Annotated in this window: 19 protein-coding genes; 1 reads left to right on the top strand and 18 read right to left on the bottom strand. The window is 58.4% G+C overall.

What is annotated here, in order from left to right; all coding sequences use genetic code 11:
• Nucleotides 1-447: 447 nt before the first annotated feature.
• The 9 genes from DV711_RS13880 to pap form a co-directional block, all read right to left on the bottom strand.
• Nucleotides 448-960, bottom strand: a complete 513-nt coding sequence (locus tag DV711_RS13880) for an MOSC domain-containing protein (protein ID WP_114696296.1) — start codon at nt 958-960, stop codon at nt 448-450.
• Nucleotides 961-1,077: 117 nt separating this feature from the next.
• A complete protein-coding gene (locus tag DV711_RS13875) occupies nt 1,078-2,274 on the bottom strand; it encodes a methyltransferase (protein WP_114696295.1) in 1,197 nt (398 codons plus the stop codon).
• Between the two features lie 121 nt (nt 2,275-2,395).
• Complete coding sequence (locus DV711_RS13870) at nt 2,396-3,913, bottom strand: SpoVR family protein (protein ID WP_114696294.1); 1,518 nt, start codon at nt 3,911-3,913, stop codon at nt 2,396-2,398.
• A gap of 14 nt (nt 3,914-3,927) precedes the next feature.
• Nucleotides 3,928-4,224: a hypothetical protein gene (locus tag DV711_RS19385; RefSeq protein ID WP_133297463.1), complete on the bottom strand. Its 297-nt coding sequence runs from the start codon at nt 4,222-4,224 to the stop codon at nt 3,928-3,930.
• The gene (locus DV711_RS13865) at nt 4,221-5,504 is read right to left on the bottom strand and encodes a YeaH/YhbH family protein (RefSeq protein ID WP_114696293.1); all 1,284 of its coding nucleotides are present in this window, start codon (nt 5,502-5,504) and stop codon (nt 4,221-4,223) included. Before DV711_RS13865 ends, DV711_RS19385 begins: the two co-directional genes overlap by 4 nt.
• A gap of 209 nt (nt 5,505-5,713) precedes the next feature.
• Entirely contained in the window at nt 5,714-7,636 is a 1,923-nt protein-coding gene (locus tag DV711_RS13860) for a PrkA family serine protein kinase (RefSeq protein ID WP_114696292.1), read from the bottom strand.
• A 262-nt stretch (nt 7,637-7,898) separates the two neighbouring features.
• Nucleotides 7,899-9,041, bottom strand: a complete 1,143-nt coding sequence (locus DV711_RS13855) for a carboxylate-amine ligase (RefSeq protein WP_114696291.1) — start codon at nt 9,039-9,041, stop codon at nt 7,899-7,901.
• Nucleotides 9,042-9,117: 76 nt separating this feature from the next.
• The gene (locus DV711_RS13850; RefSeq protein ID WP_114696290.1) at nt 9,118-9,936 is read right to left on the bottom strand and encodes an N-formylglutamate amidohydrolase; all 819 of its coding nucleotides are present in this window, start codon (nt 9,934-9,936) and stop codon (nt 9,118-9,120) included.
• A gap of 158 nt (nt 9,937-10,094) precedes the next feature.
• A complete protein-coding gene (gene pap, locus DV711_RS13845; RefSeq protein WP_114696289.1) occupies nt 10,095-11,645 on the bottom strand; it encodes a polyphosphate:AMP phosphotransferase in 1,551 nt (516 codons plus the stop codon).
• A gap of 401 nt (nt 11,646-12,046) precedes the next feature.
• Here pap and DV711_RS13840 point away from each other — a divergent pair, with 401 nt between their 5' ends.
• Complete coding sequence (locus tag DV711_RS13840) at nt 12,047-13,981, top strand: methyl-accepting chemotaxis protein (protein ID WP_114696288.1); 1,935 nt, start codon at nt 12,047-12,049, stop codon at nt 13,979-13,981.
• A 25-nt stretch (nt 13,982-14,006) separates the two neighbouring features.
• On the opposite strand, the gene DV711_RS13835 is transcribed toward DV711_RS13840, so the two are convergent.
• The 9 genes from DV711_RS13835 to accB form a co-directional block, all read right to left on the bottom strand.
• Nucleotides 14,007-16,553: a PAS domain S-box protein gene (locus tag DV711_RS13835; RefSeq protein ID WP_114696287.1), complete on the bottom strand. Its 2,547-nt coding sequence runs from the start codon at nt 16,551-16,553 to the stop codon at nt 14,007-14,009.
• A gap of 180 nt (nt 16,554-16,733) precedes the next feature.
• Complete coding sequence (gene purD, locus DV711_RS13830; RefSeq protein WP_114696286.1) at nt 16,734-18,020, bottom strand: phosphoribosylamine--glycine ligase; 1,287 nt, start codon at nt 18,018-18,020, stop codon at nt 16,734-16,736.
• Between the two features lie 190 nt (nt 18,021-18,210).
• The gene (purH, locus tag DV711_RS13825) at nt 18,211-19,803 is read right to left on the bottom strand and encodes a bifunctional phosphoribosylaminoimidazolecarboxamide formyltransferase/IMP cyclohydrolase (protein WP_114696285.1); all 1,593 of its coding nucleotides are present in this window, start codon (nt 19,801-19,803) and stop codon (nt 18,211-18,213) included.
• A gap of 49 nt (nt 19,804-19,852) precedes the next feature.
• The gene (gene fis, locus DV711_RS13820) at nt 19,853-20,140 is read right to left on the bottom strand and encodes a DNA-binding transcriptional regulator Fis (RefSeq protein ID WP_481318823.1); all 288 of its coding nucleotides are present in this window, start codon (nt 20,138-20,140) and stop codon (nt 19,853-19,855) included.
• Between the two features lie 30 nt (nt 20,141-20,170).
• Entirely contained in the window at nt 20,171-21,181 is a 1,011-nt protein-coding gene (gene dusB, locus DV711_RS13815) for a tRNA dihydrouridine synthase DusB (RefSeq protein WP_243633821.1), read from the bottom strand.
• 338 nt (nt 21,182-21,519) lie between these two features.
• Nucleotides 21,520-22,227: a DUF3426 domain-containing protein gene (locus DV711_RS13810; protein ID WP_114696282.1), complete on the bottom strand. Its 708-nt coding sequence runs from the start codon at nt 22,225-22,227 to the stop codon at nt 21,520-21,522.
• A gap of 60 nt (nt 22,228-22,287) precedes the next feature.
• Nucleotides 22,288-23,193, bottom strand: coding sequence for a 50S ribosomal protein L11 methyltransferase (gene prmA / locus DV711_RS13805; RefSeq protein ID WP_114696281.1), 906 nt, complete (start codon nt 23,191-23,193; stop codon nt 22,288-22,290).
• 84 nt (nt 23,194-23,277) lie between these two features.
• On the bottom strand, nt 23,278-24,618 hold the full coding sequence (gene accC / locus DV711_RS13800) for an acetyl-CoA carboxylase biotin carboxylase subunit (RefSeq protein ID WP_114696280.1): 1,341 nt from the start codon (nt 24,616-24,618) through the stop codon (nt 23,278-23,280).
• Between the two features lie 27 nt (nt 24,619-24,645).
• Nucleotides 24,646-25,104, bottom strand: coding sequence for an acetyl-CoA carboxylase biotin carboxyl carrier protein (gene accB, locus DV711_RS13795; RefSeq protein WP_114696279.1), 459 nt, complete (start codon nt 25,102-25,104; stop codon nt 24,646-24,648).
• Nucleotides 25,105-25,171: the final 67 nt, after the last annotated feature.

Genomic DNA, 25,171 nt, shown 5'->3' with positions numbered 1-25,171 from the left:
CAGCAGTGAAACGAATCAGCGCCGATGGTAGTGTGGGGCTTCCCCATGTGAGAGTAGGTCATCGCCAAGCGCCTAATACGAGAAACCCCTAGCACGCTGTGCTAGGGGTTTTTTCGTTTTAGCGGCTCTGACCTACCACCCTAGCATGTGAGAGTAGGGCGCAGAGGAAAGAGAAAATGCGGCTGATCATTTTCCCGAGGCGCGACTCAAATCTACGATTTGAGGACTTCCATCGCCAAGCGCCTCTGATACGTAAGAAACGATCTGCCCTGTACCCTTGTCCGCTCGGACATCCGTGTCCTCGTGCGAAGCGCGCCAATGCTCGAGACGCGCTTTGCCCCCATGTGAGTGCTCTGCCCACCTTATACGCATAATCCTATCGGTTCTGGGTACTCCTATTGCCAAGCGCCGGGAAGCCGGACATGTATGGGGAGGTTGGCTGCTGTCCTATGTCGAGGGCGCTTTGGCTGGACACAACTCGATGGCGTCACCCAGACGAATGATTCCAGACTGAAGTACTTTGCAGCATAAGCCGCCATGGCCTAGCATGGCGGCAAAACTGCCTTCGCCCAGCTCCTGTTCCATACGACTGCAGGGGTGGCAGAGCGCAGTGGCCTCAAACAGCGCATCACCGATTTTAAAGGTTTGATAACGCAGGGCGTTGAGGTTGATATTTTTGACCACCAGGTTACGCCTGAGTTGTTGAGGTCGAACTATACGATCGCCCAAGAAGTGGCTGATCTGTTGGATAAATTCTTCGCTGATCAAGGTGACCTGGCGCGCACTGCCGGGCGTTTTTTCGACTCGGTGGTCACCTTCCAGGCCAAGCGTTGCAAAGGCCCGGGTATGCTGCAGTGACTTCATGGGGGCACGCCGTTTGGGGCGAACACCAATCCAGCTCAATTCGCCCGCCGGCAGGTCGGTTACATAGCGGGAGAATAATTGACTTTGTGCAGACATATCAGATCGTCGAGCCGGGTTGGTTTGAGTGGGATTACTCAAAGAATAGACCCAGCTTTGGCTGCCGGAAGCAAAGCTATCACCTCGCTCTTCACTGGCCTTAGCGGTATCCGGTCTTCAGTCCCGTCTTCGAGCTTGGATCAGCAGATTCCGTGGAGTCAGTTGGCGCTCACAAAACGTCTCAATGCTGACATCGTAACCCTGCTGTTGCAGGAATAGTCCCCGATCCAATACCAGCCAGATCTCCAGCGGACGGCGGAATAGTTGCCGTACGATCTCCAGTTGTTCTACCAGGACTACCCGCTCTTCTCCCTGCTGTTCGAAAGCATCAAAATCGATTCCATCAGGCATTACCAGTTGCTTACGTGCAGCTAACTGTCGGCAAAAGTCGGTAAAGCTGCCGGATAGTACCGAGCGGGGCAGGGTTGGGCAGTTGAGGTACTGGTCGACTCCGCGTAGTTGGCGCTGTAATTGGTCGAAGCCTAATCGCCAGCGCAACTCCTGTTGACGCAACCGACGCTCGCGACTACCGGCGGTGACCGTCTCCTGAACTGACAGCCCCAGGTCGTAGCGTGATAGGCGCATGCTCGTACGTTGGCCTAGGCTGCTCAATGGTTGATAGTGACTGGCTTCGATCAGGTGGTAGCAGCAGGGTGATACGCTGAGCGCTTCAAGCTGATGTTCCGCGACCTGTTCTAGTAGCTGGATATGTAGTTGACCGCAGGCGTGCAGGGCGACGGCCTGCTGTGCTGCGGGTTGCAGGTGGGCTGAAGCTTTAGGGGTCATCACGTCCACTGCATGCAGCGTACAGGGCAGGTTCTGCTTGTCGGCCAGCTGTTGGCCGTGCTGGCAAAGCTGAGGTTGCAGTTCGAGACTGGTGACCGGGCGCTGGCGCTGAAAGGCCAGCAATCTGCCCAGATGGCCTTTGCCGGCACACCATTCTAGGAAAGGGCGGCCGCTATCGCGTAGAGCTGCGTTGAAGGCCTGGATCTGCTGCCATTTGCGTCCCGGAATATGGTTACCCAGTCGGGCCGGTGGTGCGGCAAAATCCGACGGAGTCGACGGGGCGATTCGGCAGAGTGACTCCAGAGCGTCGATCTCGGCAATATACGGTCGCAGCGCTTCGCGTCGCTCGGTCTCGTCGTTGAGAAGTTGCTGACGTTGTTGGTGATCAAGGCTGCCAAGCCAAGGCTGTAGTTCTGGCCAGGGCAGTTCGGTGCATTCAAAGGTACGTAACTGCCACAGGTGACGATGCTGCTGGAGCAGTTGGTCCAATGCTTCAAAGTGCGCTTCGAGGCTTAAGGGTGCGGGCATAAGTCGGCTTGGCCGTAGACAGACTGGGGTAACAACGGGCTCGATCTGGGAGCCTGACAGGGTGCCGATTTTATCCTGATCGAACCGGTTTGTAGAGCAGCCTGGCTGGGCCGGTGTCTACTCAAGCAGCGTCGGATGGTGCCGGTGGTGGGCAGTGGTAGGTTTTCATCACTTCGTCACCCCGCAGTGATTCCAGATGGACATCAAAGCCCCACAGCCGGTGTACGTGCTTGAGCATCTCGTCGGTGCTATCACCCAACGGCTTGTTGTTGTGTTGGAAGTGACGCAGGGTCAGCGCCCGATCGCCGCGCACATTGACATCCCAGACCTGGATATTGGGTTCACGGGATCCCAGGTTGTACTGTTCGGCCAGGCTACGACGGATCTCGATAAAGCCGCTCTCGTTGTGAATCGCCGACACCAGCAAATTCTTCTCGCGCTCATCGTCGACAATACTGAACAGATGCAGCTCGCGCATCATGTTGGGGGACAGGAATTGTTGGATAAAACTCTCGTCCTTATAGTTGTTCATCGCATCCTGCAGAGTCTCCTGCCAGTCGGAGCCGGCAATTTCCGGGAACCATTCGCGATCTTCGTCGGAGGGCTTTTCACAGATCCGCCGCAGGTCCTGCATCATATGGTAACCCAGCGTGTAGGGGTTGATGCCGCTGAAGTAGGGGCTGTCGAACGGTGGCTGATAGACCACGCTAGAGTGGGAGTGGAGGAACTCCATCATAAAGCCGTCGGTAACCAGGCCTTGATCGTAGAGGTCGTGCAATAGGGTGTAGTGCCAGAAGCAGGCCCAGCCTTCGTTCATCACCTGGGTCTGCTTCTGAGGATAGAAATACTGCGCCACCTTGCGCACGATGCGGATCACTTCCCGTTGCCAGGGCTCCAGCAGCGGCGCGTTCTTCTCCAGAAAATAGAGCAGATTCTCTTCGGGTTCGGCGGGGAAGCGCTTTTGGCGCTCGACGGTATCATCGGCGTCCGCCGACTTGGGGATGGTATCCCAGAGTTCGTTAACTTGCTGTTGAAGGATTTCGGTACGTGTCTCCTGGCGCTTCTTCTCCTCTTCGGCCGAGATTGGGCTCGGACGCTTGTAGCGGTTGACGCCGTAATTCATCAGCGCGTGGCAGGAGTCGAGCAGTTTCTCCACCTCTTCGATCCCGTGGCGCTCTTCGCATTTGGCGATGTAATGTTTGGCGAACAGCAGGTAATCGATGATGGCGCTGGCGTTGGTCCAGGTTTGAAACAGGTAATTACCCTTGAAGAAGGAGTTATGGCCGTAGCAGGCGTGGGCGATGACAAGCGCCTGCATCGTCATGGTGTTTTCCTCCATCAGGTAAGCGATACAGGGAGAAGAGTTGATCACGATTTCGTAGGCCAGTCCCATATGGCCACGCTGGTAGTTCTGCTGGGTACTGACGAATTGCTTGCCGAACGACCAGTGGTGATAGTTCAACGGCATTCCGACCGAGCTGTAGGCGTCCATCATCTGCTCCGAGCTGATCACCTCGATCTGATTCGGATAGGTGTCGAGTCCGAACTTCTGCGCAGACTTGGCGATCTCGCTGTCGTAGCGTTCGAGCAGTTCGAAGGTCCATTCGGAGCCGGTGGAGATCGGTTGTTTTCGCTTCATGGCTGACCTCGTACTCAATTTCCTGATGGGGCGGGGCAGGACTCGGGGGTCTGGCGATGGGGTAGATAGGCGATATTGTCCGGATTAGCGCAAGCTTCGCAGGCATTGGCGCTGTGTCGCCATTGTCCGTCATCACCCAGGGCGCAGACCGGGTCGTAGATCTGCATACAGGCGACGGGCTCTCCCGGAGTCGGGCGTGGTTCAGGGCATTGAACGACTTCCTTGGGTAGCGAATCGGTAGTATCGCTCGTTGCGCTGCAACCGGCGGCTAGAAGCCACAGCGGTAGCAACAATACAGACCAGAACTTCATACGCCTTGTTCCTCGCGGCGGGCAAACAGCTCCCGGAAGACTGGATAGATATCGGCGGCGCTTTCGATATTCTCCATGGCGAAGAAGTCGGGAAATTCGCTGCGGATCTTCTCGTATTCGTACCACAGGTTCTGGTGTTCGCCGGTGGTGATTTCGACGTAGGAGTAGTACTGCACCAACGGCATGATGCGGTTGACCAGCAGCTCGCGGCAGGTGGCCGAGTCACCGTCCCAGTTGTCACCATCGGAGGCCTGGGCGACGTAGATATTCCATTGCGAGGGCGGATAGCGATCGGCGATTACATCGGCGGTCATCGCGATCGCGCTGGAGACGATGGTGCCGCCGGTTTCGCGCGAGTAGAAGAACTCCTCTTCATCGACCTCTTTGGCCTGAGTGTGATGACGGATAAACACCACATCGATCTGCTTGTAAGCCCGCTTTAGGAACAGATACAGCAGCAGGAAGAAACGCTTGGCGATGTCCTTGACGCTCTGAGTCATCGATCCGGATACGTCCATTACGCAGAACATCACCGCTTTGGAACTGGGGATCGGGGTGCGGATCAGGTTGTTGTATTTGAGATCGAAGGTGTCCAGGAACGGCAGCTTGCTGAGTTTGCCCTTGAGGGTTTTCAGCTCCTGCTCGATCTCGGCCAATCGCTGGTTGCGTTCGTCGGTTTCGGGCTGCTCGATCAATTGCTGCTGCTCGGCTTTGAGTAGCCGGATCGTGCGTCGGGTGCTGCCGGAAAGGGCTATTCGGCGAGCGTGAGCGCTGCGTAGCGAGCGGATGATATTAAGCCGTTCCGGGGTGCCCTCGTTGGTGAAACCGGCCTGGGTCAGCTTGTAATCGCCACTGTCGTGGAGCTGCTTTTTGACCATGTGGGGCAGTTCGAGATCCTCGAACAGGTACTCCAGAAACTCGTCTCGGTTTATCTGGAAGGTGAAGTCGTCCATGCCTTCGCCAGAGTCGGAGGCGCCTGACCCACTGCCGCCCCCGCCGCCACCCTGGGGGCGCTGGATCTGGTCGCCGGGTACGAACTCCTTGTTGCCGGGCAGGATTCTGGTGTTGACGCCGCCGGGGCCGTGATGAAACACCGGCTCTGAGATATCTCCCTTCGGGATAGTAATCTCAGAGCCGCTGTCCAGGTCGGTGATCGAGCGCTGTTTGACCGACTCCGATACCGCACGGCGGATATGCTTGCGGTAGCGGCGCAGGAAGCGCTGACGATTGACCGAACTCTTGTTCTTTCCGTTCAGGCGGCGGTCGATGATATAGCTCATACCCGTCCCTCACTGCGGATGAATCGGACGATTAACCTGTCAGAGAAATAGGTTTCCTGCCTATTCTCCCTGTCGCCCGTTAAAAACTGGCGCAGTTGCGAGTAACTGCTGGTCTTACTTTTTCTTATTTTTGGGCTCGCATTGGTCTGCGGCCGATGTTGATGCATCCCTGCATCAAGCTGTTAACCCGAATAGTTAACAGGGGCCGGTTACTGGGACTTGCGTACCCGGATATACCACTCGGACAACAGTCGTACCTGCTTCTCGGTGTAGCCTCGCTCGATCATTCGCTTGACGAATTCGGCATGTTTCTTCTGATCGTCGCTGGACGCTTTGGCGTTGAACGAGATCACCGGCAACAGGTCTTCGGTGTTGGAGAACATCTTCTTCTCGATCACCGCTCGCATCTTCTCGTAGCTGAGCCAGGCCGGGTTTTTACCGTTATTGTTGGCCCGGGCCCGCAGTACGAAGTTGACGATCTCGTGGCGGAAATCTTTCGGGTTGCTGATGCCGGCCGGTTTCTCGATTTTTTCCAGCTCGTCGTTAATCGCGGTGCGATCGAGGATGTCGCCGGTTTCCGGATCGCGATACTCCTGATCCTGAATCCAGAAGTCGGCGTAGGTGACATAGCGGTCAAAGATGTTCTGGCCATATTCGGAATAGGATTCCAGATAGGCGGTCTGAATCTCCTTGCCGAGAGACTCGATATATTTTGGTGCCAGGAACTCCTTGATAAAGCGGATATAGCGCTCCTGCACTTCCTGCGGGAACTGTTGCTGCTCCACCTCTTTTTCGAGCACGTGCAGCAGGTGGACCGGGTTGGCGGCCACTTCCGACGGGTCGAAGTTAAATACCTTCGACAGGATCTTGAAGGCAAAGCGGGTCGACAGACCATCCATGCCCTCGTTTACCCCGGCGTTGTCTTTGTACTCCTGAATCGACTTCGCTTTCGGATCGGTGTCCTTCAGGTTTTCACCGTCGTAGACCCGCATCTTGGAGAATACGTTGGAGTTTTCCGGCTCGATCACCCGTGACAACACGGTGAACTGGGCCAGCATCTTCAGGGTATCCGGCGCACAGGGAGCTTTGCTCAGCGAACTGTTTTCGAGCAGTTTTTCGTAGATATGGATCTCTTCGGACACCCGAGTACAGTAGGGCACTTTGACGATGTAGACCCGGTCGATAAAGGCTTCGTTGGTCTTGTTGTTTTTGAATGCCTGCCATTCCGACTCGTTGGAGTGGGCCAGTACGATGCCCTCGAACGGGATCGAGCCCATCCCCTCGGTGCTGTTGTAGTTACCCTCCTGGGTTGCCGTCAACAGCGGGTGCAGCACCTTGATCGGCGCCTTGAACATCTCGACGAACTCCATCATGCCCTGGTTGGCTTTACAGAGACCACCGGAGAAACTGTAGGCGTCCGGGTCATGCTGGGCGAACTCCTCCAGCATCCGGATATCGACCTTACCAACCAGCGACGAGATATCCTGGTTGTTTTCATCGCCCGGTTCGGTCTTGGCGATGGCGATCTGATCCGGAATCGATGGGAACAGTTTGACCACCTTGAATTGGGTCAGATCGCCGCCGAATTCGTGCAGGCGCTTGACCGCCCAAGGAGACATGGCCCCTTTGAGATAGCGCCGCGGGATACCGTACTCCTCTTCGAGGATGGCACCGTCTTCGGACGGGTTGAACAGTCCCAGCGGTGATTCGTTGATCGGCGAACCCTGGATGGCGTAGAACGGAATGCGCTGCATCAACTCCTTGAGCCGTTCGGCCAGCGAGGATTTACCGCCACCGACCGGGCCAAGTAGATAGAGGATCTGTTTCTTCTCTTCCAAGCCCTGGGCAGCATGCTTGAAGTAGGAGACGATCTGCTCGATCGCTTCCTCCATGCCGTAGAACTCGCCGAAGTTGGGGTAGCGTTTGATCAGCTTGTTGGAAAAGATCCGTGACAGCCGTGGGTCACGGGCGGTATCGACCAGTTCCGGCTCCCCGATCGCCTGCAGCATCCGCTCGGCGGCGCTGGCGTAGACGCTGGGGTCGGTTTTGCAGAGTTCGAGGAACTGCTGGAGGCTCAGCTCCTCGTGTTGAGTGGCTTCATAACGGGTTTTGTAATTCGCGAATATACTCATGTCACGTACCTTCCGTCGATGCTCTGGTGGGCTGCGCTGGGCCAAAAAAATAGTCTGTTGCTTAGGGGGAATCCCACCGGATTCAGCTATCAGTAATATTAGATCTTGCGCAGGTTGAACATCGTCTTAAAGGCTTTGGGCAATCTCGTGACTTAGTGCTTATATCTCTGTTAATAAAGAACTTTTTTCTTTTACAACTATTTTACAGAGGTGGCGTCGGGGAGCGGCTGTGCTGCAGTGCGAAATGGTGGCTTCTAGCCATTCAGGTGAAATGCACCGTCTCTTCGATCAGCCAGTCGATCACCGCCTCCAGGGCTTGCGGGTGGTCGGCACCCTCGGCGCGGGCCTGCTGGTAGGTCCTGGTCTGACAGTGGGCGCTGGTACCCTGCTGGATAATCTGTCGGGCGTGGCGGATCTCATCGGAGCAACCTAATTGATCAGCCGCTTCACCGACCAGTTCGATCCATTGTTCCACCAGTTCGGCAAAATCAACCTTAGTTTCAAGCCGGAAATCGATCAGGCCGCTATCAATGCCGTAACGCTGTGCCCGCCAGCGATTTTCCTGAATCAGCATCGGGGCGTACTCCCGCCAGCGCTGGTTGTTCTGGCGCAGGTTATTGAGCATCTTCAGGGTGGCCAGGTAGAGGGCGGCGATACAGAGCGCATCCTCCAGCCGGGTACAGACGTCGGTGACGCGCATCTCCAGCGTGGGGAAGCGGCACGACGGACGAATATCCCACCACAGCATCGATGCGTCTTTGATCAATCCTGCTTCGACCAGTACGTTGACGTGACGCTGGTAGTCGGACCAGGAGCTGAAGCGGTCAGGTAGACCGGTGCGGGGCAGTTCATTGAACACCGACAGGCGGTAAGATTTCAGTCCGGTGTCGTCACCGCCCCAGAACGGCGACGAGGTACTAAGTGCCAGTAGGTGGGGAAGGAAGTAGACAGTCTGATTCATCAGGTCGATACGCTGGTCATCGTCGGGAATACCGACATGGACATGCATGCCGCAGGTCAGCAATCGGCGGACCACCGCTCCCAGATCTTCGGCCAGCAGGTCGTAGCGATCGAGCCGGGTGTGCTGTTGATCGGTCCAGTAGGCGCTGGGGTGACTGGAAGCGGCGATGATTGCCAGTCCGTAGCGGTCGGCGATTCCGGCCACAGTCTGGCGTAACCGGATCAGCTCCTCACGGGCTTCGCCGATATTGCCGCAGACCTTGGTGCCGACTTCGATCTGCGCCCGAAGAAACTCGTGGGTGACCATCTTCGGCAGCACTTTGGCGCAGGCTCGAAACAGTTGTTCAGGCGGATCGGACGCGAGCTGGCGGGTCTGGCGATCGACCAGCAGGTACTCCTCCTCGATCCCCAACGTAAAGGCCTGCGTGGTGCTGTTGGCGCTCATAAACTGTCTCCCGTTGCCGGTTCAGCAGAGGCCGTACCGCGCGTCTGCGGAGCTGTCCGTTGTGGCTTGTGGTTCCCTAGTCGAAAAACTGTATCCGATGAAGCGAGGGCTGTTCCAGAATTTCGCTCAGCCCTTCGGCCAGAGCGTCCGCCCACCAGAGACAATCTTCATGGGTCTGGAGCAGGTCTTGGCGGATCTCGATGGCGCAGTTGGGGAATCCCTGTTCGTGGCCATGACGGTCGATGCTGTAGGCAAAGTCTCGGCCCGAGTAGGGTTCGTTGTCGCCGATCAGCAGGTGCTCGTGGCGGCGCAGAAACGCCATCAACGGTTTGGCGATGCGGGGGTCCCGATTCCACAGCATGCCGGCGTGCCAAGGCCGCGGCTTATCGCAGGCCTGCATCGTCGGTGAAAAGGTGTGGATCGAAAACAGCATCGGCGCAGGGGTGTAAGCGGTCAGTGCATTGAGCTGGCGTCTGATCTCCTGGTGGTAGGGCTGCGAGATCCGCAGTTTACGTTCGCGTCGTTGCTCCGGTGATAAGTTCTGATTAGCCGGGATAGGCTGAGCATCGCTCTGTTCCGGGATCAGGTCAGGCTCGTCCAGCTCCGGGTCGCGATTGACGTCGATCAGCAGGCGGGAGTAGTTGGCCAGCATCGCTCGGCAGCCGAGCCGGTCGGACATCAGTTGAACCACATCGGCGGCACCACGATCCCAGGCGATATGCTCCTCCATCTGCGCGGGAGACAAACCCAGGTTATGCATCCGGGTGGGGATAAAATTGGAGGCGTGATCGCAGATCAGCAGTAGCGGGGTATCGGAGCTGGGGTTCAGCAGGGTGAAAGGGGGTGGATCGTTCAGGGTCAGTAGCGGAGTTGTTTCACTGCGCGGTTGGGTCATGCCGAAGATCTCCGTTCAATCGGGGCGCCGGACGGCGGTTGATCAAGCTCGCCAGGGTGGCGCAACGTAACCGTAACAAACGTAACCTTACCATAAGCGTAGTAGAGAGCCTGGGGCTAGGCTCCCTAGCCGGGCATCGGCCCGCAGAACCCAGTGGTTCAGCTGCCGGTTGTCAGTTTCTGCTGCAACCGGTCCTGCAGGGTCTTCAACACCTTGATTCGGGCGTAGCGTTTATCATTGGCCTCGACCAGCGTCCATGGTGCCAGGGAGGTACTGGTTCGCTCGACCATATCATGGACGGCCAGCTCGTAGTCGGCCCATTTGTTGCGGTTGCGCCAATCTTCGTCGGTTAGCTTCCACTGTTTATACGGGGTTTCGGCACGGGCATCGAAACGGGCCAGTTGTTCTTCCGGGGTGATATGGAGCCAGTACTTGATCACCAGAATATCGTGCTCGGCCAACTGCTCTTCGAAGTCGTTAATTTCACGGTAGGCGCGGCGCCACTCCTGCTCCGAGGCGAAGCCTTCAACCCGCTCCACCAGCACCCGCCCATACCAGCTGCGATCGAAGAGGGTGAGACGACCTGCCCGTGGCAGGTGGCGCCAAAAACGCCACAGGTAGTGTTGGGCCCGCTCCTCATCGGTGGGGGCGGCAACGGGAACGACCTTGTAGTGTTTGGCATCCAGTGCGCTGATTACCCGGCGAATGGCGCCTCCCTTACCGGCGGCATCGGCGCCTTCGAACACCAGCAGCGTTGAGATATTGCGCTCGTGGGCCTGATGCTGCAGTTGATTGACCTCCCCCTGCAGGCTACTCAGTTGCTGGTTGTAATCCGCCTTGCTCAGCTTCAGCTGGTTGTTCAATGCCGATAGCACAGTGGCAACTTCGGGGCGAACAACCTCCCGACAACGCTGCCTGTCAAAGGCGATATCGTCGTCGGATGCAGTGTCGGGGTTGGATGCTATCTGGGTGTCACCCTGCTTGACCTGGCGCTGAAGTTGCTCGATCCGGTTACGGATACTGTCGCACAGGGTTTTGGCAACGGTCACCGAGCTATAGCGTAGGTCACCGCCTTCGACGATATGCCAGGTAGCTTCCCCGGTGCTGGTCTTTCGGATTGTGTGCTCGGCGGCCTGCATGAAGCCGTCGTACAGCTCCCAGTGTTTCCAATCTTCGTCGGTAACCCGCCAGGCATTGAGCGGATCCTGTTCGAGTTTCTTGAACCTTGTCTGTTGCGACTCTTTGTCCAGGTGCAGCCAGAACTTGAGGATCAGGGCGCCGTTGTCGGCCAGCCCCTTTTCCATCCCGGTAATACGGTCCAGGCGCTTATCAAACTTGGCCAGGTTGTGCTCTCCATAGACGTAGTCGAGGATCGGGCGCGAGTACCAGGTGCTGAGCAGCAATCCGATCTGTCCCTTTGGCGGCAGGTCGCGCCAATAGCGCCAATACTCGGGGCGCTCGCTCTCCTCGTCCGAGGGAGGGCCGTAAGCGTGGGTGACCAGCCAGCGCGGGTCCATCCAGCTGTTGAGCAGGTTGACGATCTCGCTTTTACCGGCCCCGTCGACACCGGCGAAGATCAGGATCACCTGGAAACTGCCGTTGTCCAGCAGTTGGCGTTGTACTTCCAGCAGCTCCTGCCGCAGCTCAGGCACGACTTTTTTATATTCCTCGCTGGCCAGGGCTCGGCCGAGTTCCGCTGTCTCAAACATGAGTCTTTCTATCCTACAAAGTGTCCTTGGGGGAGGTTTCGGAAGTCGGATACGCCAGCTGTTCGCTGATCCTGGCAGCTTTTACGCATGGATTGAGAGGTCCTGCGGTTGAGGTTCGATGCGGTGTGAAAAGGCAGTGGTATGGCCGCCGGGAGCGGGATAGTGATTGGTATCGAGATCGTCCATTCAAGCGACCGGTGCTGTCGATGATTTTGACCGGGGCGCGCAGCGGTGAATCCATGCGTGGCCTTCTGGATTTGATTGATACAGCGCAAGCTAGCATCAATTGTTTAAAAATCTTTACGCTCTGTTGTTAATTTTTGCAGATTTGAGCGTTATGTTGTTCGGTCCAGCTGCCGTCCTTGGACCAAAGAATAATTATTATGAAAGATGTGTGAATAATGAACAATCTCCTCAAAGGTTTTACCAGCCGCCTGTTGTTGCCGGTTTTGATTTCGGTGGTGGTGATCTGTGTGATTCAGACAACGACGACCCTGTGGGTCACCCAACAGAGCGTCTCCGGACTGGTCGACGATGTGGTAACGACCCTGGACGACGGTGGCCAGGAGCTGGCCGCACGACTGACCCAGAGCAGTCAGGGCGTTCAACAGACCATGACTCAGCTGGCCGACCAGGTCGGGGCGGTATTGGATCGTTCGCTGACCGAGGAGCTGGCGCAGGAGCAGGCCCGGGTCAGTGATGATCTGGTGGCATCTAGCCATCAGAGCGCCCATGCGATGGCCGAGCTGATGGCGCTGGTTGCGCCGGATGCGATCTGGGATGGCGACAGCCCGACCTTGACCCGACTGGTGCGCGATCTGCAGCGTAACCCGCAGGTTGTCTTCGCGATCTACCAGGATGCCGAGGGTAAGCCGTTGACCCGCTATCTGGACCGCAGCGATGACAAGGTTAAGAGCCTGCTGGCCAGTGGCCAGGGAAAGCGCTCTATGGACCGGGTTATCGATGCCGCCTCCAAGGATCCGGAACTCTACCTGATCGATCAGGAGATCAATCCCAAGGGGGCGGTGATTGGTCGCTTTATTCTGGCGGTTTCCGACAAGAAAGCGATTGAGGCATCGGCAGCGCTGAAGCAGCGTTTCACTGATCTGACCCGCACTATTCGTGAGCAATCCCAAAGCAGTATTTTGTCCGAAGCCCAACAGGCCCAGCAGAGTCTGCAACAGTCGCTGCAGCTGGCCGAAGCTCAGAATCGTGCCACCGGAGAGGATACCCGCAAGACGATCGATGCAGCGGCGGTTGCGTTGGAATCCAAGGTGTCTTCGTTGCTGTTGATCTCTGGAGTGCTGCTGGTGGTGGCGCTGATGCTGATTCTGGCTACCCGAGTCTTGCGCAAGATTGATACCCTGACCCGGGCGCTGAACGATCTGGCCGAAGGCGACGGGGATTTGACTCAGCGTATCGACGCCGAAAGCCGTGACGAGATCGGCGATATGGGGCGGGCGGTAAATCGATTTATCGAGAAAACCCAGCAACTGGTGACCGAAGCCAACCTAGCAGCGGATGAAACCAGTGAGCATATCGATCAGATGCATGGTGTGACCGGACAGGCCAGCCAGTCGGTTGAGCGCCAAAACCATCAGCTGAGCCAGGTCTCGCAGGCGATGTCCGAGATGGCCGGCACGGTGCAGCAGGTGGCTGAGCGAATCCAGGACAACCTGGTCCATGTGGATCGGATCCGGCAAGCCAGCGGTGAGGCCAGCTGCATATCCGCGCGGGTCAAAACCGATATCGAAACCCTGGTGGGTCAGGTGCAGACCGCCTCCGAGGTGGTGAACGGGGTGGCCGGTCAGAGTCAGCAGATCGAGGTGGTCCTGGATGTGATCAAGAGCATTGCCGAGCAGACCAACCTGCTCGCTCTGAATGCAGCGATTGAGGCTGCGCGAGCCGGTGAATCCGGTCGTGGTTTCGCGGTGGTGGCCGACGAAGTTCGCGCCCTGGCCGGCAAGACCCAGCAATCGACCGAGGACATTCAGCGTCAGATCGATCGTTTGCAGGGCGAGGTCGGTGGTGCGGTCGAGGTGATCGAGCAGGTCTGCGGCTTTGCCCAGACCAGTATCGAGGGAATCGCCAGCTCCGACGAGCAGATGCAGAGTGTCTCCGATTCGGTCGGCGGGCTGTATGATCTGACCAACGATATCGCGGCCATGGCCGAGCAGCAGGCGCAGGTCTCTGCCACGGTCAACGACAATGTCGAGCAGATCAGCAACGAGGCGGAGCTGTCGGCCGGGTTGATGCAACAGAATACCCAGGCATCCAATGCGTTGGCCGATCTGGCCAGTTCACTGAAGCGAACCCTGGCACAATTCAAAGTCTGATTGCTTGACGGCCTGGGCTGGCGGCTCAGGCATCGCGCTGGGGTTGGATCTGAAGCGGTGGTTGTCCTGCCTCGCTGTCAGTGTGCGGGGCGATAGTGGGGATCAGTAGTTGAATCCGGGTGCCCTGGCCGGGCTGGCTGAGCACCTCGATCTCTCCGCCCAGCGGCCCGGTGACGATGTTGTAGACGATATTGAGTCCCAGGCCGGAGCCGCCGCTGCCCAGCTTGGTGGTGTAGAAGGGGTTGAAGATCAGCTCGGCCTCTTCGTCGTCAATCCCCTTGCCGTCGTCGGCCACCTCCATCCGAACCGAATCCCCAGCCTGTGCGCAGCTGATAAGAATACTGCCGGCTTCGCCATCAAATCCGTGCAGCATCGCATTGTTGATCAGGTTGTTGACCACCTGCTCCAGTAAGCCCGGGTAGCTGTCCATCTCGATGCCCGGCTCCAATGACACAGAGAGCTCCACGTCGCGTTTGCGCAAGGTCGGAAGGAACAGCGCCAGCAGCGATGAGATGACCGTCTCCAGGTCGAACCGCCGTCGCTGCTCGCCGGACTGGTCGGTTGCCACCTGTTTGAACTCCCCGACCAGCCGTTCGGCTTTACGGGTACCGCTGAGCATCAGTTCGCAGGCGTGCAGGGTCGACTCCAGATACTCCACCAATTGCGAGCGTTTAAGCTCGCCGGCATCGATCTTGGCACTGATCTCGCGGGTCTGCTCCAGCAGCGTCGAGGAGACGGTGACGCAGTTGCCGATCGGGGTGTTGAGCTCGTGGGATACTCCGGCGACCAACGAGCCTAAAGCCGCCATCCGGTCAGCCCTGGCCAGTTCGGTCTGGGTCTGTTTGACCTTCTCCAGTGCCTGCTCAAGGTCGACGGTGCGCTCGGCGACCCTTAGCTCCAGTTCGTTGTTGAGGCGGATTAGTGCTGCCTCCGCTTCGCGTTGTTCGGTGATATCCCGCGCCAGCCCCAGATAACCGACGATCTCACCAGCCGGAGAGCGCACCGAAGTGACCACCAGCGAGACCGCCAGCCGGCGGCCGTCCTTGCGGACATAATGCCAGTCGCGGGTCTCGGCGCCTTCGAGTCGGGCCTTATAAACAAAGGTTTCGAACGGAGTCAGAGGCTTGCCCAGCTCCTGTTCCAGTTCGTGCCGGCGTTTGTTCACCTCCTCTTCGACATGGATCAGCATCGGTGTTTCGGTACCGACCACCTCGTCGGCCCGGTAACCGAGCATCTGTTCGGCGCCGCGGTTGAACAGGGTAATAGTGCCCTTGACGGTGGTGGCGATGACTGAGACTTCATGGGCTGCATCGAGCACGGATTGCAGCTCCTGGTGTTTCATCGCCAGGGCACTTTCGGCTTCGAGACGGTCGCTGATGTCCATGAAGGTCCAGATAGAGTCGAACTTGTCGCCATGTTCGATCAGCTGCCCGGCCCGCATCACGTTGACACTGGAGCCGTCTTTGCGCTGGTAGCTTACCTCCTGTTCGATCCGCTGGCTGAGCTGAACTTCGGGATAGAGCCGTTTACCGTCTTCGACCCAGCTTTGGTGATCCGGATAGAGAATCTCGGTCGACTCACCGATCAGGTCATCGGGGGTGTTGTAGCCGAGGATTTCGGCTAGCTTCGGGTTGCAGGTCAGGATCTTGCGGTCACGCAGCCGGGCGATACCCACCTGGGCGTATTGGAAGATCAGCTGAAATTCGAGCAGTAGCTGCTGGATTCGGTGTTCGATCCCCTTGCGGGCGGTGATATCGGTGAACGAGATAACATAGCCGTCGGGGATTGGGGTGCCGCGGATGTCGAGCACAATACCGTTTGGCCGGGTTCGCTCCATCGACATCGTCTCGCGCTGCTTGACGTGACCCATCAGGGCCTTGGCCTGGTGCAAGGTCTCCTCGGAGACATACTCGCCGCGTTCCAGGTTGTGTTGGTAGATCTGCTCCAGGGTGACGCCATCACGGCTGACAAACTCCGGCGGGAGCTCTACCAGCGCGGTGAAGCGGCTGTTGTAATGCATCAGCTCGGCTTTCTGATTGAAGACCACCACGGCGAACGGAAAATGTTCGATCACGGTTCGTAACCGATCGTGACTCAGGCGCAATTTAGCCAACGCCTTTTGCTCGGACAGGACTGCGTTGTTGCGGAGGGTGGTATCCTGCAGGGTTTCGATCGCGCCGATAACCTTGCCGTTATCGTCATGGATCGGCGAGGCGCTGAAATAGAGCCAAACCCCATCGCCGATATCGGGGAAGAAATCCTCCGCTTCATAACTGCCGGGAACGATGGCGGAGTGACGATACTTGCCCTCGTAGTAGTCGCCGATGCGGTTCTCGATGTCGCCGGAGATCACCAGGTCGGCCATCACCGGTCGTTCACTGGGATAAAACGGCTTCCACTGATCGCAGGTTCCGAGCATCCGTGAGGCGGGGACTTTGAGAATCTGCTCGCAGGCACGATTCCAATGTACCACCCGGTGTCGGGCATCGAGCACAAAGGTCGGCACCGGCGAAGCTTGTACGATCTCCTCCAGCGATAATAGCGACGGATTGATGGGGCTGCTGTCCTTCAACGTCTTCGGTTACCTGCTAGCAGTTGACCTCAGAGATCAGAACAAATGGCTCTGATCGAGATGGGAATACCGGTAAGGATAGGTGATAACCGAGATTTGTAACGGCTTGATGTCGCTAACGAAACAGGGGCCCGAAGGCCCCTGTTGAAATGCGTTTTACGCAGATGGTGCCGATCGAAATCAGCTATTGGCTTCGCGCTCGATCGCACGGTAGGCGATGTCGGTGCGGTAGCTCATCCCTTCCCAGCTGATCTGCTTGACCAGCTCGTAGGCACGGGCCTGGGCATCGGTGACCGTATCACCCAGTGCGGTGGCGCAGAGCACCCGGCCACCGGCGGTTACGACCTGACCATCCTTGTCGGCAGTACCGGCGTGGAAGACCTTGGTGCCTTCGGCAGTTTCTGCCGGCAGGCTGATCGCATCGCCTTTCGGGTAGCTGGCCGGGTAGCCATTGGCGGCCAAGACCACGCCGACGCTCGGGCGGGGATCCCACTCGGCAGAGGCTTGATCCAGTTGCTTGGCCAGTGCGGCTTCGCAAAGCTCAACCAGGGAGGACTTCAGACGCAGCATGATCGGCTGGGTTTCCGGATCACCGAAGCGGCAGTTGTACTCGATCACCTTGGGGGTGCCGTCGGCCATGATCATCAGACCAGCGTACAGGAAACCGGTGTAGCTGTTGCCTTCGGCGGCCATGCCGCGAACAGTCGGCAGGATCACTTCGTTCATGATCCGGGCATCGATCTCGGGGGTGACGACCGGAGCCGGGGAGTAAGCACCCATGCCGCCTGTGTTGGGGCCCTGGTCGCCGTCCAGCGCGCGCTTGTGGTCTTGGCTGGTGGCCATCGGCAGGACATTGTCGCCGTCGACCATGACGATGTAGCTGGCCTCTTCGCCATCGAGGAACTCCTCGATGACGACACGGCAACCGGCGTCGCCGAAGGCGTTACCGGACAGCATGTCCTCGACCGCGGTTTCGGCTTCTTCGAGGGTCATCGCCACGATAACGCCCTTACCAGCGGCCAGGCCGTCGGCCTTAACCACGATCGGCGCACCCTTCTCACGCAGGTAAGCCAGCGCCGGCTCGACCTCGGTAAAGTTCTGGTATTCGGCGGTCGGGATCTGCTGGCGGTCCAGGAAGTCCTTGGTAAATGCCTTGGAACCTTCCAGCTGGGCCGCACCGGCAGAGGGACCGAAGATCGCCAGACCTTCCGCCTGGAACTTGTCGACCACACCCTCAACCAGCGGTGCTTCCGGGCCGACGATCGTCAGGTCGATGGCGTTTTCCTTGGCAAACGCGATCTGGGCGTCGAAATCCATCACGTCGATGGCGACGTTGCTGACCTTGGCATCCAGTGCGCTACCGGCATTACCCGGGGCCACAAACACCTCGGTAACCCGCGCATCGCGTGCTGCCTGCCAGGCCAGCGCGTGCTCACGGCCGCCACTACCCAATACCAATACTTTCATGTTGTTTCCTCAGAATTCTCTGTTTGACGCAAACCAAACTTGAACAGAACGCTAATTGGGAATCAGGGCGTAGCGAGCGAAGGTGAGGTTAGGCAAAAATCCGCGAAGGCGCGCAGTTTACAAATAGTAAATGAGCAGCCTGAGCGGATTTTTAACGACGCCTCATCGAGCGCAGCAGCCCTGAACTCAATCAGTGGCGGAAGTGGCGCATTCCTGTGAAGACCATGGCGATACCCGCTTCATTCGCCGCCGCAATCACCTCGTCATCACGCATCGAACCACCCGGCTGGATCACCGCAGTGATACCGGCCTTGGCCGCAGCGTCGATACCGTCGCGGAACGGGAAGAATGCATCGGATGCCATCACCGAACCGGGAACTTCCAGGTTTTCATCGGCGGCTTTGATACCGGCGATCTTGGCGCTGTATACGCGGCTCATCTGGCCGGCACCCACACCGATGGTCTGGCCGTTCTTGGCGTAAACGATGGCGTTGGACTTAACGTACTTGCCCACCTGCCAGGCAAACAGCAGGTCGCGCAGTTCCTGTTCGGTCGGGGCACGATCGGTGACCACTTTGAGCTCGTCGGCGTTGACCATGCCCAGGTCGTTGTCCTGGACCAGCAGGCCGCCGTTGACGCGCTTGTAGTCGAACGACGCGGCACGCTCGGCGTCCCACTGGCCGCACTCGAGCAGACGAACGTTCTTCTTGGCGCTGACCACGTCGGAGGCTGCCTGGGACACGCTCGGGGCGATGATCACTTCGACGAACTGACGGTCGATGATCGCTTTGGCGGTAGTCTCGTCCAGCTCACGGTTGAAGGCGATGATGCCGCCGAAGGCCGAGGTCGGGTCGGTCTGGTAAGCCAGGTTGTAGGCGTCCAGGATGTTGTCGCCGATCGCCACACCGCAGGGGTTGGCGTGCTTGACGATGACACAGGCCGCTTCCTGGAACGGCTTAACGCACTCCAGTGCCGCGTCGGTGTCGGCAACATTGTTGAACGACAGCTCTTTACCCTGCAGCTGACGAGCGGTGGAAACCGAAGGCTCGGCCGGGTTCTTCTCGACGTAGAAGGCCGCACGCTGGTGCGGGTTCTCACCGTAGCGCATCTCTTGGGCTTTGATGAACTGGGTGTTGAAGGTGCGCGGGAAGTCGGACGGGGTGTCGCTGTCGTGATCCAGACGGTTACCCAGGTAGTTGGCGATGGCGCCGTCGTAAGCCGCAGTGTGCTCGAACGCCTGTACCGCCAGATCGAAGCGGGTGGTTTGGCCCAGCTGGCCGTCGTTGGCTTGCATCTCGCTCAGTACGCTGTCGTAGGACTCGGCGTTGACCACGATGGCCACAAAGGCATTGTTCTTGGCCGCCGAGCGAACCATGGTCGGACCACCGATATCGATGTTTTCGATCGCCATCGGTAGGGTGCAGTCGTCACGGGCGATGGTCTGCTCGAACGGGTACAGGTTGACCACGACCATATCGATCGGGTTGATGCCGTGCTCTTCCATCACCGCGTCGTCCTGGCCGCGACGACCGAGGATGCCACCGTGGACTTTCGGGTGCAGGGTCTTGACCCGACCGTCCATCATCTCCGGGAACTGGGTGTAGTCGGAAACCTCAACGGCGGCGACGTTGTTGTCGCACAGCAGCTTGTAGGTACCGCCGGTGGAGAGAATCTCAACGCCTTGGGCGCTCAGACCCTGGGCGAATTCGACGATTCCGGTTTTGTCGGACACGCTGATCAGCGCGCGACGGACCTTGATCGGGTTCAGTTGTGAGTCGGGCATCGATATGGGCTTCTATCTGAAAGTTAACGGGAAAGGGGTGGCAGGCCGGTTACAGCAGGCCGTATTGCTTGAGCTTTTTGCGCAGGGTGCCGCGGTTCAGGCCCAGCACCTCGGAGGCTTTGGTCTGGTTGTCACGGGTGTACTGCATGACCGCTTCAAGCAGAGGAGCTTCGATCTCGTTCAGAACCAGCTCGTAAACGTTGCAGGCCGGCTGACCGTCGAGCTGCTTAAAGTAGTTCTCCATCGCCTCGGAAACGCTGTGACGCAAGCGCTTGGGTTGGTTCGGCTCGTTGGCCGCGCTGTCGGACAGCTGAAGTGGAGTTTCTTGTTCGGTCACGATTTGGGTGCTACCTAGAGTCATTGAATATTATGCCGCTACTGTTGCCGGGCGGCGGGCAGTGAAGAATTCACCCACCGCATCCAGCTGTGGTTGTGGTTGCTCAAGAAGATTGAATCTACGTCTGAAATCCTTTGCCAGTGTCGCCTGCTCTTCGGACTGTTGCGGCAGCGCCGCCAGGTACCAGCCCAAGTGTTTGCGGGCGATGCGAACCCCGGCAACCTCGCCGTAGAAACCGTGCAGTGCCGTCAGATGGCGCTGCATAATGGCTTCAACCTGATGGTCATCCGGTTCTGGCAGTTGCTCGCCGGTGGCGAGGAAATGGTTGATCTGGGTAAAGATCCACGGCCGTCCCTGGGCCGGTCGTCCGATCATGACCGCGTCAGCGCCGGTATGGTCTAGCACGCTGCGCGCCTTGGCCGGACTATCGATATCGCCGTTGGCCAGCAACGGAATCGAGATCGCCTGACGAATGTCGGCGATGGTGTCGTACTCGGCCTGGCCGCGATAGCCACAGGCGCGGGTTCGTCCGTGCACCGCCAAGGAGGCGATACCGCTCTGTTCGGCGATGCGGGCAATACGAACCCCGTTACGGTTGGATGGATCCCAGCCGGTGCGGATCTTCAGGGTGACCGGTACCTCGACGGCATCGACCACGGCCTGCAAGATATCGCGTACCAGTGCCTCGTCGCGCAGCAGTGCCGATCCGGCAGCCTTATTGCAGACCTTCTTCGCCGGGCAACCCATATTGATATCGATAATCTGGGCGCCGCGCTCGACGTTAAGCTGTGCCGCCTCGGCCAGCATCTGTGGATCACCGCCGGCGATCTGGACCGTGCGCGGTTCCGCTTCACCGTCGTGATTGAGGCGTGAGCGGGACTTGCGACTGTTCCACAACCGCTTGTCGGCAGTCACCATCTCTGAGGGTGTCAGCCCGGCTCCATGCTCCCGACAGAGTCGACGAAACGGCAGGTCGGTGACCCCGGCCATCGGGGCCAGGACCGCTCGCGCGTCAATGTTGTAGGGACCGATTTGGAACACGCCAACCTCAATCATGGGCAACCGGGGTTGCGAATGCTATTGATACGTCAATCGAATAGATCATCCTGATCTACTCTCTTGTCACCCGCGAAATCACAGGCGCAAACGCGTGGGTTTGCTGGTGCTTCACTGGTTCGCGTTGGCGGATGCCAACGGCGGCACTTCTGTGTGCCGCACTATTCATCTGGCAACCATCGTTGCCGCCGAACAGCTACAGGATTTCAGAAATCCGGCAACAGCGTGTCCTATCGATCTGATTGCAGATCGATGCTGGAAGCTGTGCTCGGATAGGGCGCTTATAATACCCGCACAGTGACGCCTGTGAAAGGGTGAATTGTCTATTTGCTGTACAAATTGACGGCTTTGGCGGGCAGGAACTGCAGCTGGTAGTTGGGGGCCTGGGAGCCGGGATCGAGTAGTTCCAGTTGGATCTGTACCGGGCTGTTGCTGGGCATCATCTCACCGGGTTGGATGTCGCCGCCCAGATACTCGCGAGGTTGGAAAATCCGGGCCGCCCGCAGGGTTTCGTCGAGGCCGCTGAAGCTCAGTTTCAGGGCGGGGAACGGCTGCTCAAACGGGGCCAGGTTCAGTAGAGTCAGGTGCAGGCTCAAGGCGTTGCTGTAGTCCGGATGCTGACGCACCAGCAGCTGCTGGCTACGGATGCTGGGTAGGTCCTGTCGAGGCGGCAACTGGCAGTCGATCCGCTGACAGACCTGGCGGTAGAGTTGGCTCAGTTGCGGGTGCTGCGACAGGCTGTCGCGCTCGAACCAGAGTACCTGACCCGCCAGTCCCGCCAGCGCCAGCAGCACCAGTAGGGTCCAGACCAGGGTAGCGGTGGATCGTTTGGGTCGCTCGGTGGACAGGATCAGCGCCTCCCTAGGGATTCCGGCATCGAGCGCTGAACCGCCTTCCAGGTGTTGATCGGCGCTGAAGACCTTGAGGCAGTTGCCGCAGCGTACCTGGCCACCGGCCGCATTGAGCTGTTCGTTGCTGAGCTCAAAGCGGGTGTGGCAGGCGGGGCATTGAGTAATAAATGACTGCGACATTGGTGCTCTCTATCACTACGGCCTATTTCGATAGTTCATCCGCGCCAGGTCGGTAGCGAATCAGCGGCGGACTCCGGTCAATCGTACCCAATCTTCGCGCACGACGGGAGTCTCCAGTTCAAACCAGGGGCGATAGGCTTCGATCAGACCTTCGGTTTGGGTTGCCAGCAGCCCCGACAGGGCCAGTTTGCCGCCGGGTTTGACCAAAGCCTGGATCGTCGGCGCCAGTTCCACCAGCGGACCGGCGAGAATATTGGCGACCAGCAGGTCGGCTGGTTGCTGTCGGTATTGCTCGGGTAGCTTATCCGGGTAGTAGAGTTCAATTCGCTGGGTGTCGATCTGGTTGCGTTCGGCATTATCGCGACTGGCCTGCAGGGCCTGGGGATCTATATCGGTACCGATCATCTTGTCGGCGCCCAGCAACAGGGCGGCGATACCGAGGATGCCGGAGCCGCAGCCGTAATCGATGATGGTGTCTCCAGCCAGCGGCTGACCTTCGAGCCACTCCAGACAGAGTGCAGTGGTCGGGTGGGTACCGGTGCCGAACGCCAGTCCCGGGTCGAGCATCAGGTTAGCGGCATCGGGGTCGGGGACCGATTTCCAACTGGGACAGACCCAGAGGCGCTGGCCGAACTGCATCGGTTTGAAGTTGTCCATCCAGGCCCGCTCCCAATCCTTGTCTTCGACCAGCTCGGTCTTGTGGGGCGGGAACTCCTGTTCAGGTTGGATCTGTTGATGGCCCTGTTTGAGCTGTTCGATGACCCAGTTCATATCGGTTTGAGCGTCGAACAGGCCGGTGATGCGGGTGCGATCCCACAACGGGGTGGTGCCCAGTTCGGGCTCGAACAGGGGCTGGTCGGCCGCATCTTCGAGGGTCACGGCGCAGGCGCCGGTTTCGAGTAGCAGGTCTTCGTACTGCTCGCTCAGCTGCGGTGGAGTTTCAAGTTTCAGTTGCAGCCAGGGCATGGCGAACCTCGTTGGATAGGGCTTTTGGGATCAAAATAAAGAAGCCCTCGGATGAGGGCTTCGCGTAAGAGGCGGTGACGGGGATCAGAGTCCCAGTTTCTCCTCAAGGTAGTGGATGTTGACGCCGCCCTTCTGGAAGTGGGGGTCGCGAACGATCTCCTGCTGCAGCGGGATATTGGTCTTGATGCCGTCGATCAGCATCTCGTCCAAGGCGTTCTTCATCCGAATCAGTGCGCCTTCACGATCCTCGGCATGGGTGATCAGCTTAGCGATCAGCGAATCGTAATAGGGCGGTACCTTGTAGCCACTGTACAGGTGCGAGTCGACCCGCACACCCAGGCCGCCAGGGGCGTGGAAGTGGTTGACTGGCCCAGGGCTGGGCAGGAAAGTCTTCGGATCTTCGGCGTTGATGCGACACTCGAACGCATGGCCGTTGATCTTAACGTCTTCCTGCTTGATCGACAGCGGCAGACCGCTGGCAATCTTCAGCTGCTCTTTAACGATATCGATACCGGTGATCATCTCAGAAACAGGGTGCTCAACCTGAACACGGGTGTTCATCTCGATAAAGTAGAAACCGCCGTCTTCGTACAGGAACTCGAAGGTGCCGGCGCCGCGGTAGCCGATCTCGATACAGGCGTCGACGCAGCTCTGCAGTACCTGGGCACGGGCCTCTTCATCGATATACGGAGCCGGAGCTTCCTCGACCACCTTCTGGTGGCGACGCTGCATGGAGCAGTCTCGGTCGTACAGGTGGATCGCATTACCCTGACCATCGGCCAGTACCTGAACCTCAACGTGACGCGGGTTCTGCAGGTATTTTTCCATGTACACGGTATCGTCGCCGAAGGCCGACTTGGCTTCGGTACGGGTGATATGGATCGAGTTCATCAGCGCAGCTTCGGTATGCACAACCCGCATGCCGCGACCACCACCACCGGCGGCGGCCTTGATGATTACCGGGTAGCCGATTCGCTGGGCGATCTTGGCGGTTCGCTCTACATCGTCATCGAGCGGGCCGTCGGAGCCGGGTACCGTCGGGACACCGGCTTTCTTCATCGCTTCGATGGCGGCAACCTTGTCACCCATGATCCGGATAGTCTCGGCCTTGGGGCCAACAAAGACGAAGCCGGAGTTTTCGACTTGATCGGCAAAATCGGCGTTTTCAGCCAGGAAGCCGTAGCCGGGGTGAATCGCCATCGCGTCGGTGACTTCACCGGCGCTGATCAGGCTTGGGATATTGAGGTAGCTATCGGTCGACGGGTTAGGTCCGATACAGACCGCTTCGTCGGCCAGGCGCACGTGCATCAGATCGCGGTCGACCTGGGAGTGCACCGCCACCGTCTTGATGCCAAGTTCGCGGCAGGCACGCAAAATACGCAGTGCGATCTCGCCGCGGTTGGCAATAATGACTTTGTCCAACATAGATGATGACCTTCAGACGGTGGGTGATTAACCGATAGTGACCAGCGGCTGGTCGTATTCAACCGGCTGGCCATCTTCAACCAAAATCGCGGTGATGGTGCCGGACTTGTCGGCTTCGATCTGGTTCATCATCTTCATGGCTTCAACGATGCAGATAACATCGCCGGCTTTGACCTGCTTGCCGACTTCGCTGAAAGAGGGTGCACCCGGAGACGGTGAGCGGTAGAAGGTACCGACCATCGGCGACTTAACGACGTGCCCGTCAAGCGCCGGCTCGGCTGGGGCTGCCGGTGCTGCAGCGGGAGCTGCTGCTGCAGGAGCAACGGGCGCCGGGGCGGCGATAGCCACAGGAGCTGCAGCGGCAACCGGTTGAACGCTGGAAGTACGGCTGATGCGGACCGACTCTTCGCCTTCCTTGATTTCGATTTCGTTGATATCGGACTCTTCGAGCAGTTCGATCAGCTTCTTAACTTTACGGATGTCCATTGTGTGTCTCTGTAATTGATTATCGGTTTTAGATAAAAGTGTTTCTAAGTCTCCCCGCAGGGGGAGT

It is taken from the genome of Motiliproteus coralliicola, from assembly GCF_003345655.1.
In the GTDB taxonomy this organism is placed as follows: domain Bacteria; phylum Pseudomonadota; class Gammaproteobacteria; order Pseudomonadales; family Balneatricaceae; genus Motiliproteus; species Motiliproteus coralliicola.
This window is presented reverse-complemented; position numbering and strand designations above follow the sequence as displayed.

Coding starts and splice junctions, on each gene's coding strand:
- DV711_RS13865 (WP_114696293.1), bottom strand. CDS start 5,504: ATGAGCTATATCATCGACCGCCGCCTGAACGGAAAGAACAAGAGTTCG.
- DV711_RS13810 (WP_114696282.1), bottom strand. CDS start 22,227: ATGTCGCAGTCATTTATTACTCAATGCCCCGCCTGCCACACCCGCTTT.
- DV711_RS19385 (WP_133297463.1), bottom strand. CDS start 4,224: ATGAAGTTCTGGTCTGTATTGTTGCTACCGCTGTGGCTTCTAGCCGCC.
- DV711_RS13860 (WP_114696292.1), bottom strand. CDS start 7,636: ATGAGTATATTCGCGAATTACAAAACCCGTTATGAAGCCACTCAACAC.
- DV711_RS13840 (WP_114696288.1), top strand. CDS start 12,047: ATGAACAATCTCCTCAAAGGTTTTACCAGCCGCCTGTTGTTGCCGGTT.
- pap (WP_114696289.1), bottom strand. CDS start 11,645: ATGTTTGAGACAGCGGAACTCGGCCGAGCCCTGGCCAGCGAGGAATAT.
- accB (WP_114696279.1), bottom strand. CDS start 25,104: ATGGACATCCGTAAAGTTAAGAAGCTGATCGAACTGCTCGAAGAGTCC.
- DV711_RS13870 (WP_114696294.1), bottom strand. CDS start 3,913: ATGAAGCGAAAACAACCGATCTCCACCGGCTCCGAATGGACCTTCGAA.
- accC (WP_114696280.1), bottom strand. CDS start 24,618: ATGTTGGACAAAGTCATTATTGCCAACCGCGGCGAGATCGCACTGCGT.
- DV711_RS13850 (WP_114696290.1), bottom strand. CDS start 9,936: ATGACCCAACCGCGCAGTGAAACAACTCCGCTACTGACCCTGAACGAT.
- purD (WP_114696286.1), bottom strand. CDS start 18,020: ATGAAAGTATTGGTATTGGGTAGTGGCGGCCGTGAGCACGCGCTGGCC.
- prmA (WP_114696281.1), bottom strand. CDS start 23,193: ATGCCCTGGCTGCAACTGAAACTTGAAACTCCACCGCAGCTGAGCGAG.
- DV711_RS13880 (WP_114696296.1), bottom strand. CDS start 960: ATGTCTGCACAAAGTCAATTATTCTCCCGCTATGTAACCGACCTGCCG.
- purH (WP_114696285.1), bottom strand. CDS start 19,803: ATGCCCGACTCACAACTGAACCCGATCAAGGTCCGTCGCGCGCTGATC.
- DV711_RS13875 (WP_114696295.1), bottom strand. CDS start 2,274: ATGCCCGCACCCTTAAGCCTCGAAGCGCACTTTGAAGCATTGGACCAA.
- DV711_RS13855 (WP_114696291.1), bottom strand. CDS start 9,041: ATGAGCGCCAACAGCACCACGCAGGCCTTTACGTTGGGGATCGAGGAG.